At 67.4% G+C, this 11,604-nt stretch carries 14 protein-coding genes; 12 read left to right on the top strand and 2 right to left on the bottom strand.

Going from position 1 to position 11,604, the window contains the following annotated elements:
• Nucleotides 1-41 precede the first annotated feature (41 nt).
• Complete coding sequence (gene ychF, locus PGB34_RS10710) at nt 42-1,136, top strand: redox-regulated ATPase YchF (RefSeq protein WP_271428063.1); 1,095 nt, start codon at nt 42-44, stop codon at nt 1,134-1,136.
• 30 nt (nt 1,137-1,166) lie between these two features.
• On the opposite strand, the gene PGB34_RS10705 is transcribed toward ychF, so the two are convergent.
• Nucleotides 1,167-1,886 (bottom strand): ComF family protein, encoded by a 720-nt coding sequence (locus tag PGB34_RS10705; RefSeq protein ID WP_271428062.1) that lies wholly within the window; start codon nt 1,884-1,886, stop codon nt 1,167-1,169.
• 114 nt (nt 1,887-2,000) lie between these two features.
• Here PGB34_RS10705 and PGB34_RS10700 point away from each other — a divergent pair, with 114 nt between their 5' ends.
• The 8 genes from PGB34_RS10700 (at nt 2,001) to PGB34_RS10665 (ending at nt 8,430) form a co-directional block, all read left to right on the top strand.
• Nucleotides 2,001-2,921: a methyltransferase domain-containing protein gene (locus PGB34_RS10700; protein ID WP_271428061.1), complete on the top strand. Its 921-nt coding sequence runs from the start codon at nt 2,001-2,003 to the stop codon at nt 2,919-2,921.
• Between the two features lie 181 nt (nt 2,922-3,102).
• On the top strand, nt 3,103-3,579 hold the full coding sequence (locus tag PGB34_RS10695; RefSeq protein ID WP_271428060.1) for a DUF2244 domain-containing protein: 477 nt from the start codon (nt 3,103-3,105) through the stop codon (nt 3,577-3,579).
• Nucleotides 3,580-3,645: 66 nt separating this feature from the next.
• On the top strand, nt 3,646-4,815 hold the full coding sequence (gene coxB / locus PGB34_RS10690) for a cytochrome c oxidase subunit II (protein WP_271428059.1): 1,170 nt from the start codon (nt 3,646-3,648) through the stop codon (nt 4,813-4,815).
• 32 nt (nt 4,816-4,847) lie between these two features.
• Nucleotides 4,848-6,482, top strand: coding sequence for a cytochrome c oxidase subunit I (gene ctaD, locus PGB34_RS10685; RefSeq protein ID WP_271428058.1), 1,635 nt, complete (start codon nt 4,848-4,850; stop codon nt 6,480-6,482).
• A gap of 21 nt (nt 6,483-6,503) precedes the next feature.
• Nucleotides 6,504-6,614, top strand: coding sequence for a cytochrome oxidase small assembly protein (locus PGB34_RS10680; protein ID WP_271428263.1), 111 nt, complete (start codon nt 6,504-6,506; stop codon nt 6,612-6,614).
• A 17-nt stretch (nt 6,615-6,631) separates the two neighbouring features.
• Nucleotides 6,632-7,258, top strand: coding sequence for a cytochrome c oxidase assembly protein (locus PGB34_RS10675; protein WP_271428057.1), 627 nt, complete (start codon nt 6,632-6,634; stop codon nt 7,256-7,258).
• Complete coding sequence (locus PGB34_RS10670; RefSeq protein WP_271428056.1) at nt 7,255-7,494, top strand: DUF2970 domain-containing protein; 240 nt, start codon at nt 7,255-7,257, stop codon at nt 7,492-7,494. Before PGB34_RS10675 ends, PGB34_RS10670 begins: the two co-directional genes overlap by 4 nt.
• Before the next feature lie 54 nt (nt 7,495-7,548).
• Nucleotides 7,549-8,430: a cytochrome c oxidase subunit 3 gene (locus PGB34_RS10665; RefSeq protein WP_271428055.1), complete on the top strand. Its 882-nt coding sequence runs from the start codon at nt 7,549-7,551 to the stop codon at nt 8,428-8,430.
• A 91-nt stretch (nt 8,431-8,521) separates the two neighbouring features.
• Here the strand turns inward: PGB34_RS10665 and PGB34_RS10660 are convergent, their stop codons facing one another.
• The gene (locus tag PGB34_RS10660; RefSeq protein ID WP_271428054.1) at nt 8,522-8,746 is read right to left on the bottom strand and encodes a twin transmembrane helix small protein; all 225 of its coding nucleotides are present in this window, start codon (nt 8,744-8,746) and stop codon (nt 8,522-8,524) included.
• 41 nt (nt 8,747-8,787) lie between these two features.
• Between PGB34_RS10660 and PGB34_RS10655 the strand changes: the two genes are divergently transcribed.
• The 3 genes from PGB34_RS10655 to PGB34_RS10645 are packed head-to-tail and all read left to right on the top strand — an operon-like array spanning nt 8,788 to nt 11,550.
• Nucleotides 8,788-9,651 (top strand): SURF1 family protein, encoded by an 864-nt coding sequence (locus tag PGB34_RS10655; RefSeq protein WP_271428053.1) that lies wholly within the window; start codon nt 8,788-8,790, stop codon nt 9,649-9,651.
• Entirely contained in the window at nt 9,602-10,321 is a 720-nt protein-coding gene (locus PGB34_RS10650; protein WP_271428052.1) for a hypothetical protein, read from the top strand. The genes PGB34_RS10655 and PGB34_RS10650 overlap by 50 nt, the downstream gene beginning before the upstream one ends.
• Nucleotides 10,318-11,550: a COX15/CtaA family protein gene (locus PGB34_RS10645; RefSeq protein WP_271428051.1), complete on the top strand. Its 1,233-nt coding sequence runs from the start codon at nt 10,318-10,320 to the stop codon at nt 11,548-11,550. The genes PGB34_RS10650 and PGB34_RS10645 overlap by 4 nt, the downstream gene beginning before the upstream one ends.
• Nucleotides 11,551-11,604: the final 54 nt, after the last annotated feature.

Below are 11,604 nucleotides of genomic sequence, written 5' to 3'. Positions count from 1 at the left end.
TAAAATCGCGCCCTTTCCTGAATCCCTGAAAGCGCTCCGCCATGAGCTTGAAATGCGGCATCGTCGGCCTGCCCAACGTCGGTAAATCCACCCTGTTCAACGCGCTGACCAAGGCCGGCATCGCGGCCGAGAACTATCCCTTCTGCACCATCGAGCCCAATGTGGGCGTGGTGGAGGTGCCCGATCCGCGGCTGGCGCAACTGGCCGAGGTGGTCAAGCCCGAGCGCATCGTGCCGGCCATCGTGGAGTTCGTGGACATCGCCGGCCTGGTGGCCGGCGCCTCCAAGGGCGAGGGCCTGGGCAACCAGTTCCTGGCGCACATCCGCGAGACCGACGCCATCGTGAACGTGGTGCGCTGCTTCGAGGACCCGAACGTCATCCACGTGGCCAACAAGGTCGACCCCATCGCCGACATCGAGGTGATCCAGACCGAGTTGTGCCTGGCCGACCTGGGCACGGTCGACAAGACCCTGGCGCGCTCGACCAAGGCCGCCAAGAGCGGCAACGACAAGGAAGCCATCGCGCTGGTGGCACTGCTCACGCGCGTGCAGGCCGCGCTGAACGAAGGCAAGCCGGTGCGCACGCTGAGCTTCAGCGAGCAGGAGCTGGTGCTGCTCAAGCCGCTGTGCCTGATCACCGCCAAGCCCGCCATGTTCGTGGGCAACGTGAGCGAGGACGGCTTTGAGAACAACCCCTTCCTCGACCGCCTGAAGGAATACGCCGCGGGCCAGAACGCGCCCGTGGTGGCCATCTGCGCCAAGATCGAGGCCGAGCTGGCCGAGATGGACGACGCCGACCGGCTGGAATTCCTCAAGGAACTGGGCCAGGACGAGCCGGGCCTGAACCGCCTGATCCGCGCCGGCTTCAGCCTGCTGGGCCTGCAGACCTACTTCACGGCCGGCGTGAAGGAAGTGCGCGCCTGGACCATCCGCATCGGCGACACCGCGCCCAAGGCGGCGGGCGTGATCCACGGTGACTTCGAGCGTGGCTTCATCCGCGCCCAGACCATCGCCTTCGACGACTACATCGCGCTCAAGGGCGAGCAGGGCGCCAAGGACGCGGGCAAGATGCGCGCCGAAGGCAAGGACTACGTCGTCAAGGATGGCGACGTGCTGAACTTCCTGTTCAACGTCTGAGCCTGCGTCCCTCGGGGCGCGTGGCGGCCGTCAGGCCGTGCGCGCCAGCACCAGGGCCGTGACCTGCGCGGCCCCTGCATCGCGCAGCACCTGTGCCGCACTGAACAGGGAGGCGCCGGTGGTCATCACGTCATCGACCAGCAGCAGCCGCTGGCCGCGCACCTCGGCCGCGCGCAGCGGCGCCAGCGCAAAGGCGCCGCGCAGGTTGTGCAGGCGCTGCGCGCGCCTGAGGCCACTTTGCGCGGGCGTGTCGCGCAGCCGCAGCAGCAAGGCGGCATCGCAGCGATCAGGCGCCAGCTGCCGCGCCAGCGCCAGCGACTGATTGAAACCCCGCGCCTGCAGCCGGGCGCGAAACAGCGGCATGGGCAACACGCGCTGGGCTTCGTCCAGGGCCTGCCGGGCCAGGGGCATGCCGCGCATCAGCAGGGCCAGCGGCGCGGCCCAGCCGGCTTCGCCCTCGAACTTGAAGCGCGCGATGCAGTCGTTCCAGGGCCAGTCGTAGTCGCAGGCCGCCAGGCACAGCGAAAGCGGCGGCGGGTGGCGCAGGCATTCGCCGCACTGCGTGACGCCCGGCGGCACGCGCAGGGCGCAGGTGCGGCAGCGCGGCGCGGGCTGCGCAAAGCGGGTCACGCAGGCTTCGCACAGCGCGCGCGCCGGCCAGGCGCGGCACACGGCGCACTGGCTGGGCAGGGCGCCCAGCCAGCCGCAGGCGCGCTGCGCGAGGCCATGGGCGGCGGTCAGCAAGGACATGAGGCCACCAATATACTGGCCGCCCTTCGCTCTCAATGGCCTGCGGGTCCAGCCGCAGCGCCGATGGCGTTCAGGCCGCTTCGCTGGCGCAACGCCCCGCAGCTTCCCCCCCCCATGGCCACCGCCCCTGACCGCCGCCCCCCCAGCATCGACGCCGTTGCGGCCCAGCGCTGGGCGCGCCTGTCGCCGGGCGATGCATCGCCCTGGCTGCACGAGGAGGTGGGGCGCCGCATGGACGAGCGGCTGCAGTGGATCAAGGCCCAGCCGCGCCAATGGGCCGACTGGTCGCCGCTGCGCGGGGGCCGTGAAGCCCACGCGCGCGTGGCGCAGCGCTACCCCAAGGCGCAAGGCCTGCTGATCGAGCCCGAACCTGACCTGCAAGCCGCCACCGCGCGTGCCTTTGCGGGTGTGGCCGGTGCCTGGTGGAAGCCGCAGCGCTGGCTGGGCAGCGGCGCCGCCGTGCCCGTGCTGGCGCAGGTGCCCGAAGGCGGCGTGGATCTGCTGTGGGCCAACATGGCGCTGCACATGGCGGCCGACCCCGAAGCGCTGATCACCCAGTGGCATCGCAGCGTGGCCGTGGACGGCTTCCTGATGTTCTCCTGTCTCGGGCCGGACACACTGATCGAGCTGCGCACCCTGTATGCCGAACAGGACTGGCCGCCGCCGGACCATGACTACACCGACATGCACGACTGGGGCGACATGCTGGTGCATGCCGGCTTTGCCGAGCCGGTGATGGACATGGAGCGCGTGGTGCTGACCTGGTCCACGCCCGAGGCCGCGCTGGCCGAACTGCGCAGCCTGGGCCGCAACCTGCACCCAAGGCGCTTTGGCGGGCTGCGTGGCCGTGGCTGGCAGGGCCGCCTGCACGAGGCGCTCGAGCGTCTGCGCCAGCCCCATGACGGGCGCATTGCCCTGACCTTCGAGATCGTGCACGGCCATGCCTTCAGGCCGGCCGCGCGCGTGGCACTGGCCCCAGAAAGCGCGGTGCCACTGGGCGACATGCGCGCCATGTTGCGCGGCCGGCGACCCTGAGCGAAGGCGGCCTTGCGTCGCGCAGTGGACGTCTTGGGGTTCTGCCCTGTGCCGGATACCGAAAGGCCCACGCTAAAATCGGGTAATGCGCGAACATCGGGGGATGGTCCCCTGACTCTGCCGCCCGGGACACCCCGTCCCGCGGTCCGGAGCCGCATCCCCCGATCTGCAGAACTCGCCTGTGTCGAATCCTGTGTTTCGCTTCGCCACCGTTTCAGGCCAGAACGTGCACTGGTTCCTGAAGCGCAACTGCTCCATCACGCCGAGCCAGTTGGGCTGGCTCTATGCCTCGCTCTGTGCGGTCTCGCTCGGGATCGGCACCGCGTTCTGGCTGCAGGGCGCCTACCTGATACTGCCGCTGGCCTGGCTGGAACTGCTGGCGGTGGGCGTCGCATTTCTGCTCTATGCCCGCCATGCCACCGACGGTGAGCGCATCGCGGTGCAGGAAGGGCGTCTGATTGTCGAACTCGAAACCGCGGGCCATGTGCAGCGGGCCGAGTTCCTTCCACACCAGGTCCGCATCGAGCCACGGGGCAGCGACCGTTCGTTGATCGAGCTGTCGGACCGGGGTCATCGCGTGCAGGTGGGGCGCTATGTGCGACCTGAGTTGCGTGCTGCGCTGGCAAGGGAGATTCGCATGGCATTGCGCGGCGCCTGAGGCGTCGGGCGGGCCGGCGATGATGGTGCCGGTGGATTGTTTGGAAGCCTTGAAGAAGTGAACACGATGAAGAGCATTTGGAGCAAGCCGGCATCCCTGATGCTGACCCTTGGCACGACGATCGGTGGTGCGGCCCATGCCGTCAGCGATCTGCCGGGTGGTCCGGCCGTGCGTCAACTCAACCTTCCGGTGGGGGTGACAAAGATTGCCGAGGAGCAGTATTTCCTGCACTGGGCGCTGATGATCCTGTGCACGGTCATCTTCGTCGGCGTCTTCTCGGTCATGTTCTATTCGATCTGGAAGCACCGCAAGTCGGTGGGCCACAAGGCCGCCAACTTCCATGAATCGGTGGTGGTCGAGGTGATCTGGACCATCATCCCCTTCATCATCGTGATCCTCATGGCGCTGCCGGCCACCAAGCTGCTGGTCGCCCAGAAAGACACCACCAACGCCGACCTGACCATCAAGGTCACGGGCTACCAGTGGAAGTGGGGCTACGACTACATCAACGGCGAGGGCGAAGGCCTGGCCTTCATCTCCACGCTCGACAGCTCGCACCGCGCGATGTCCGACGCCGGCGCCAAGGGCGACGTGCCCGTGGACTACCTGCTCAAGGTGGACAACCCACTGGTGGTACCCGAGAAGCAGAAGATCCGCATCATCACCACGGCCAGCGACGTGATCCACGCCTTTGCGGTGCCGCAGTTCGGCATCAAGCAGGACGCGATTCCCGGCTTCGTGCGCGACACCTGGTTCCGCGCCGAACGCACGGGTGATTTCTACGGCCAGTGCCAGGAGCTGTGCGGCAAGGAACACGCCTACATGCCCATCCATGTGAAGGTGGTTACGGCCGCTGAGTACACGGCCTGGGTGGACACCAAGCGCAAGGAAGCTGCGGCCAAGCTGGACGATCCGAACAAGGTCTGGACCCTGCCAGAGATCATGGCGCGCGGCGAACGCGTCTACGCGGCCAACTGCGCCGCCTGCCACCAGGCCAACGGCAAGGGCGCCGGCCCGATCAAGCCGCTGGACGGCGCGGCCGTGGTGCTGGATGCAGACCACAACAAGCAGATCCAGGTCCTGCTCAAGGGCCAGAACAACGGTGCCATGCCCGCGTGGGCACAGTTGAGCGACACGGACATCGCAGCCGTGGCCAGCTACACCAAGAACAGTTGGTCCAACAAGACCGGCCAGATCGTGCAGCCAGCCGAGGTGCTGGCCCAGCGTGGCAAGTAAGCCCTACGCCCCATAACAAGGAAGACGGTCCCATGAGCGCAGTTCTCGACCCTCACGGCCACGCCTCGCACGACGGGCATGCGCATGATGAGCATCATGATCATCCCCACGGCTGGCGCCGCTGGCTCTTTGCCACCAACCACAAGGACATCGGCACGCTGTACCTGCTGTTCAGCTTCACGATGCTGATGGTGGGCGGCCTGCTGGCGCTGCTGATCCGCGCCGAGCTGTTCCAGCCCGGGCTGCAACTGGTCAACCCCGAGCTGTTCAACCAGTTCACCACCATGCACGGCCTGATCATGGTGTTCGGCGCGATCATGCCGGCCTTCGTGGGCTTCGCGAACTGGATGATCCCGCTGCAGATCGGCGCTTCCGACATGGCCTTCGCGCGCATGAACAACTTCAGCTTCTGGCTGATGATTCCGGCGGCCATCATGCTCGTGGGCTCGTTCTTCATGCCTGGCGGCGCACCCGCCGCGGGCTGGACGCTGTACGCGCCGCTGACGCTGCAGATGGGCCCCTCGATGGACGCCGGCATCTTCGCGATGCACATCCTGGGCGCTTCCTCGATCATGGGCTCGATCAACATCATCGTCACGATCCTCAACATGCGCGCCCCCGGCATGACGCTGATGAAGATGCCCATGTTCGTCTGGACCTGGCTGATCACCGCCTACCTGCTGATCGCCGTGATGCCCGTGCTGGCCGGCGCCATCACCATGACGCTGACCGACCGCCACTTTGGCACCAGCTTCTTCAACCCCGCCGGCGGCGGCGACCCGGTGATGTACCAGCACATCTTCTGGTTCTTCGGCCACCCCGAGGTCTACATCATGATCCTGCCGGCCTTCGGCATCATCAGCCAGATCGTGCCGGCCTTCGCGCGCAAGAAGCTCTTCGGCTACGCCTCGATGGTGTACGCCACCTCGTCCATCGCCATCCTGTCCTTCATCGTGTGGGCGCACCACATGTTCACCACCGGCATGCCGGTGACGGGCCAGCTCTTCTTCATGTACGCGACCATGCTGATCGCGGTGCCCACGGCCGTGAAGATCTTCAACTGGATCGCCACCATGTGGCAGGGCTCGATGACCTTCGAGACGCCCATGCTGTTTGCCGTGGGCTTCATCTTCGTGTTCACCATGGGCGGCTTCACGGGCCTGATCCTGGCCGTGGCGCCGGTCGACATCCAGCTGCAGGACACCTATTACGTGGTGGCGCACTTCCACTACGTGCTGGTGGCCGGCTCGCTCTATGCCATGTTCGCGGGCGTGTACTACTGGCTGCCCAAGTGGACGGGCGTGATGTACAGCGAGGCGCGCGGCAAGCTGCACTTCTGGTGGTCGCTGATCTCCTTCAACGTCACCTTCTTCCCGATGCACTTCCTGGGGCTGGCCGGTATGCCGCGCCGCTATGCGGACTACCCCATGCAGTTCGCCGACTTCAACGCGATCGCCACCGTGGGCGCCTTCTTCTTCGGCTTCGCGCAGGTGTACTTCTTCCTGTTCATCGTGCTGCCGGCCATGCGCGGCAAGGGCGAGCCGGCGCCTCAGAAGCCCTGGGAAGCGGCCGAAGGTCTGGAATGGGAAGTGCCTTCGCCGGCACCCTTCCACACCTTTGAAACCCCGCCCAAGCTCGACGCGACGGCCACCCGCATCGTGGCCTGAGGCCAAGGCAAGCACCGCATGATGACGCCCGAGCAAAAGCGCAAGAACCGACGCATGGCCCTCACGCTGGCGTCCATTGCCTTGCTCTTTTTCATCGGCTTCATGGTCCGCATGGTCGTGCTGGGCCGCTGAACGGAAACGCAGATCGCATGGGCATCGCTCAACGCCTCCGTCGCGAGAACGTCCGCATGGTCGGCAAGCTGGTCATCGTGGCGGCCGGCATGTTCGCGTTCGGCTATGCGCTGATCCCGATCTATCGCCATGTGTGCGAGGCGCTGGGCATCAACGTACTCTCGCGCAGCGAACTGCAGGTGCCAGGCGGCGCCCGCGGCGGCGCGCAGGTGCGCCTGCCCGACAACACGCAGGTGGACCGCACGCGCTCCATCGTGGTCGAGTTCGACGCCAACGTGCGCGGCCCCTGGGACTTCAAGCCCGAGCGGCGGTCCATGGTCGTGCATCCGGGCGAGCTCAACACCGTGATGTACGAGTTCCAGAACGTGCAGAACCGCCGCATGGCAGCGCAGGCCGTGCCCAGCTACGCACCGCGCCAGGCCACGGCCTACTTCAACAAGCTGGAGTGCTTCTGCTTCAGCGAGTACACGCTCGATGCCGGCGAGAAGAAGCAGTGGCCCGTGGCCTTCGTGATCGATCCGCGCATCTCCAGGGATGTGAAGACCATCACGCTGTCGTACACCTTCTTCGAGGTGGGCGGCCGCACGCCTGCTGCGCCCACGGCCGCAGCGGCAGTGCCTGCGCGCGAGGAGCCGCATTCATGAGCGGCGCGCCCATGCACAAGAAGAACGACGACCAGCCGCCCGTCCGGCGCGCGGGTTCGCTGTGGCACACCGTCAAGGCGGTGGCCTGGGGCTTCTTCGGCGTGCGCAAGAACAGTGAATATCAGAAGGACATCGCGCGGCTGTCGCCCCTGCACATCATCGCCGTCGGCTTCGTCGCGGTGCTGGTGTTCATCGGCGTGCTGCTGGTGCTGGTCAAGCTGGCGGTGGCCGGCTGAGGCATTGCACGAATTTCAGAACAACCCAGAGAAGAGAACAGAGCAGGAGCTGACATGAGTTCGACCACCCACGGTGCCACGCCCTACTACTTCGTGCCCGGTCCATCGCGCCATCCGCTGATGGCGGCCATCGGCCTGTTCTTCGTGATCCTCGGCGCCGGGCAGTGGGTCAACGGGCATGGTTGGGGCGCTTATTCGCTGGCCTTCGGGCTGCTGTGGTGGTTCGTGGTGCTGTTCCAGTGGTTTGGCGACGCCATCCGCGAAAGCGAAGGCGGCCAGTACGGCCACAAGATCGACCTCTCGTTCCGCTGGAGCATGAGCTGGTTCATCTTCTCGGAGGTGATGTTCTTCGGCGCCTTCTTCACGGCGCTGTGGTGGGCCCGCACCCATTCGCTGCCCAACCTGGGCAGCCTGGACAACGCGCTGCTGTGGCCCGACTTCAAGGCCATCTGGCCCACGGTGCAGGCGGGCGTGACCGGCTCGCCCGCGGGCATCGTGGAGCCCTTCCAGACCGTGGGCCCGTTCTGGCTGCCCACCATCAACACGGCGCTGCTGCTGACTTCCGGTGTGACGCTGACCATCGCCCACCACGCGCTGCGGGCCGACCATCGCGCGCAGTGCGTGCGCTTCATGTGGGCCACCGTGGTGCTGGGCGTCATCTTCCTGTGCGTGCAGGGCTATGAATACTTCCACCTCTACACGGACCTGAACCTCAAGCTCAGCTCGGGCGCCTACGGCTCCACCTTCTACATGCTCACGGGCTTCCACGGCCTGCATGTGTTCGTGGGCATGCTGATGCTGCTGTTCATCACGCTGCGCCTGCAGCGCGGCCACTTCACGGCCGAGCGCCACTTTGGCTTCGAAGGTGCCGCCTGGTACTGGCACTTCGTGGACGTGGTGTGGCTGGGCCTGTACATCCTGGTCTACTGGATGTGAGTGCTGCAGCGAAGGCTGCCGCTCCAAAGACAAAAAGCGCCGCAAGGCGCTTTTTTCATGGGGCGTGGAAGCGGGTGACCTGCAGCGCCGGCTAGCGGCCCGGGGGCAATCCGCCCGGCTGGATCCAGCCCATCTTCCAGGCGGCGAGAATGCAGAGGAACAAAAGCACTGAAAGGCCGATCCGAACCGTCAATGCGCGCGCCATGCCGCCGCCCTTGCCGCGGCCTTTCTGGCTGCTGCCACGCAGCATGTGAAACAAGGCCCAGCCCAGGCTCCCGAGGATGCCGACGAAGGCCAGGGCGACAAGGTATTTCATGATTCTGATTATCGGCCGCAAGCGTCGGCCTGACTGTTCCCATGCGTGAGATCGAACTGAGCGGCAAGCCGACCCGTCGGCCGCGGGGCCTGCGCTTCTGGATCGTCACGCTGGTCACATTGGCCATGGTGGCACTGACCGTGTCGCTGGGGCGCTGGCAGCTCTCGCGCGCGGCGCAGAAGGAGGCGCTGGCCGCGCGCATCGAGGCGCAGCAGACCCATCCGCCCATTGATCTGGCGGGCCTGCAGTCGATCGAGAACATCGGCAGCGAGATGCACAGGCGCGTGACCCTGCGCGGCCTGTGGCTGCCCACGCAGACCGTCTACCTCGACAACCGGCAGATGCACGGCCGCCCCGGCTTTTATGTGCTGACGCCCATTGCGCTGGAAGGCACGGAGCGCACGTACATGGTCCAGCGCGGCTGGGTGCCGCGCAACTTCATGGACCGCACCCAGTTGCCCGCCGTGGAAACGCCGCCCGGCCTGGTGGAGATCACGGCCCGCATCGCGCCGCCGCCGGCCCAGCTGATGCAACTGGGCAAGGAAGAGGGCGCGCCGGCCGGTGCCGGCGCGGCCGCTGCGCAGGGCGCCGAGCCGCCTTCCGCGGCCGCCACGCCCGCTGCCACGGAGCCTGCCCCTGCAGGGCCGCAGGCATTGCGCATCCGGCAGAATCTGGACCTGCACGCTTTTCGTGTCGAAACCGGGCTGCCGCTGCGCGAGGACTTCTCGCTCCAGCAGGTGGGCCCGGCCTCCGAAGGCCTGGACCGCGAATGGCCCCAGCCGGCACTCGGCATCGAGAAACACTATGGCTATGCCTTCCAGTGGTTCGGTCTAGCGACCCTCGTCACCGTCCTCTATGTCTGGTTCCAACTCATCGCCCCCCGCCGCCGCCGCCATCGTGGCTGACGAGCCCCTGGGCCTGACCGTTCACAGCCTGCCCACGCCGCGCGAGGCCATGGGCGCGCAGGACGCGCAGCGCCGCACGCGCGTGGGCCGCTGGAAGATGATCGCCGTGCTGCTGTGCTGTGCGGCCCCGGTGATCGCTTCGTACTTCACCTACTACGTGATCCGGCCCGAAGGCCGCAGCGTCTTCGGCCAGCTGATCGAACCGCAGCGCCCCGCGCCCTCGCTGCTGGCGCGCACGCCTGCGGGCGATGTGCTGAACCTGCAGTCGCTCAAGGGCCAGTGGCTGCTGGTGGCGGTGGCCGATGCTGCCTGCGATGCGCTGTGCGAACAGCAGCTGTACCTGCAGCGCCAGCTGCGCGAAATGGCCGGCCGCGAAAAGGATCGCATCGACCGCGTGTGGCTGGTGACCGACGAGGCGCCCATTCCCGAGCGCCTGGCCAACGGCCTGCACGGCGCCACGGTGCTGCGCGTGCCGCGCCAGGCCCTGGCCCAGTGGCTGCAGCCCGAGGCCGGCCATGCGCTGGCCGAGCACCTGTTCGTGGTCGACCCCATGGGCAACTGGATGATGCGCTACCCCGCGCGCATGGACGCCAAGACCGCAGCCAAGGCCAAGCGCGACATCGACCGGTTGCTGCGGGCTTCTTCCTCGTGGGACAACGCGGGCCGATGAACGACGCACAACCTCTTTACGACCTCGCGCCCGTGGCCTGGCTGCTGGGCGTGGGCGCGTTGATCGCGCTGGGCCCGGTGCTGTGGATCTGGCGCCGCAATGCCGGTGCGGGCGCGGCGCGGCGGCTGCATGCGCTGACGGTGCTCACGCTCTTCCTGACTTTCGACCTCACGCTGTTCGGCGCCTTCACGCGCCTGACCGATTCGGGCCTGGGCTGCCCCGATTGGCCCGGCTGCTATGGCAACGCCAGCCCCTTGGGCGCGCGGCATGAAATCGCCATGGCCCAGTCAGCCCAGCCCACCGGCCCGGTCACGCATTCCAAGGCCTGGATCGAGATGGTCCATCGCTACCTGGCCACGGGCGTGGGCGCCTTGATCCTGGTGCTGGCGCTGGCCACCTGGTGGGCTCGCCGCGCGCAGCGGCGCGGCAGCAGCGCGCATTCACCACACAACGCAGATGCGAGGGTGCTGAGCACCTGGTGGCCGCTGGCCACGCTGGTGTGGGTCTGTGTGCAGGGCGCCTTCGGTGCGCTCACCGTGACCTGGAAGCTGTACCCGGCCATCGTCACGCTGCACCTGCTGGGCGCCGTGCTGCTGCTGGCGCTGCTGTGCATCCAGGCCGTGCGCTACCAGCAGGCGGCGCAGCAGCGGCTGCCCACGCCCATTGGCGGCGGTGCGCGCTGGCTGCTGTGGGCGGCCATGGGCCTGCTGGTGCTGCAGATCGCGCTGGGTGGCTGGGTCAGCACCAACTACGCCGTGCTGGCCTGCAGCGAGTTCCCCACCTGCCAGGGCAGCTGGTGGCCGCAGATGAATTTCTCGCAGGCTTTTGAGCTGTGGCGCGAGCTGGGGGTGGACAGCAGCGGCGCACCGGTGGAGTTCGCGGCCCTCACGGCCATCCACTATGTGCACCGGCTGGCCGCCTATGTTGTTTTCGCCGTGCTGATCGCCGCCTTCGTGCAGCTCAATCGGGTGCCGCGCCTGCGCCTGCAGGCGCGCTGGCTGGGCGCGCTGGCGCTGGGCCAGTTGGCCACGGGTTTGGGCAACGTGCTGCTGGGCTGGCCGCTGGCCGCCGCCGTGCTGCACACGGGCGGCGCAGCCGCCATGGCCGTGGTGCTGACCTGGGCGCTGTGCGAAAGCCGCCGCGCGCCGCAAGCGCAGCAGGCAGGGCAGCTTGAGCAGGCGCGGCGCGCGGGCGACAAGGTGCCGCCGCCTTTGGGAGTTCGTTCATGAGTAGCAGCCGTTCTTCGGAGGGCCTGCGCCCGCCGGAGCCTCCAGCCCACAGCG

The organism is Xenophilus arseniciresistens (assembly GCF_028023875.1).
Classification (GTDB): domain Bacteria; phylum Pseudomonadota; class Gammaproteobacteria; order Burkholderiales; family Burkholderiaceae_C; genus Xenophilus; species Xenophilus arseniciresistens.
Note: the sequence above shows the minus strand (reverse complement) of the source record. Positions and strands in the feature narration are given on the sequence as shown.

Excerpts from the sequence above, each read along its gene's own strand:
- PGB34_RS10660 (WP_271428054.1), bottom strand. The coding sequence starts at position 8,746 with ATGAAATACCTTGTCGCCCTGGCCTTCGTCGGCATCCTCGGGAGCCTG.
- coxB (WP_271428059.1), top strand. The coding sequence starts at position 3,646 with ATGAAGAGCATTTGGAGCAAGCCGGCATCCCTGATGCTGACCCTTGGC.
- PGB34_RS10665 (WP_271428055.1), top strand. The coding sequence starts at position 7,549 with ATGAGTTCGACCACCCACGGTGCCACGCCCTACTACTTCGTGCCCGGT.
- PGB34_RS10650 (WP_271428052.1), top strand. The coding sequence starts at position 9,602 with ATGTCTGGTTCCAACTCATCGCCCCCCGCCGCCGCCGCCATCGTGGCT.
- PGB34_RS10705 (WP_271428062.1), bottom strand. The coding sequence starts at position 1,886 with ATGTCCTTGCTGACCGCCGCCCATGGCCTCGCGCAGCGCGCCTGCGGC.
- PGB34_RS10680 (WP_271428263.1), top strand. The coding sequence starts at position 6,504 with ATGACGCCCGAGCAAAAGCGCAAGAACCGACGCATGGCCCTCACGCTG.
- ychF (WP_271428063.1), top strand. The coding sequence starts at position 42 with ATGAGCTTGAAATGCGGCATCGTCGGCCTGCCCAACGTCGGTAAATCC.
- PGB34_RS10655 (WP_271428053.1), top strand. The coding sequence starts at position 8,788 with ATGCGTGAGATCGAACTGAGCGGCAAGCCGACCCGTCGGCCGCGGGGC.
- ctaD (WP_271428058.1), top strand. The coding sequence starts at position 4,848 with ATGAGCGCAGTTCTCGACCCTCACGGCCACGCCTCGCACGACGGGCAT.
- PGB34_RS10675 (WP_271428057.1), top strand. The coding sequence starts at position 6,632 with ATGGGCATCGCTCAACGCCTCCGTCGCGAGAACGTCCGCATGGTCGGC.
- PGB34_RS10645 (WP_271428051.1), top strand. The coding sequence starts at position 10,318 with ATGAACGACGCACAACCTCTTTACGACCTCGCGCCCGTGGCCTGGCTG.
- PGB34_RS10700 (WP_271428061.1), top strand. The coding sequence starts at position 2,001 with ATGGCCACCGCCCCTGACCGCCGCCCCCCCAGCATCGACGCCGTTGCG.
- PGB34_RS10670 (WP_271428056.1), top strand. The coding sequence starts at position 7,255 with ATGAGCGGCGCGCCCATGCACAAGAAGAACGACGACCAGCCGCCCGTC.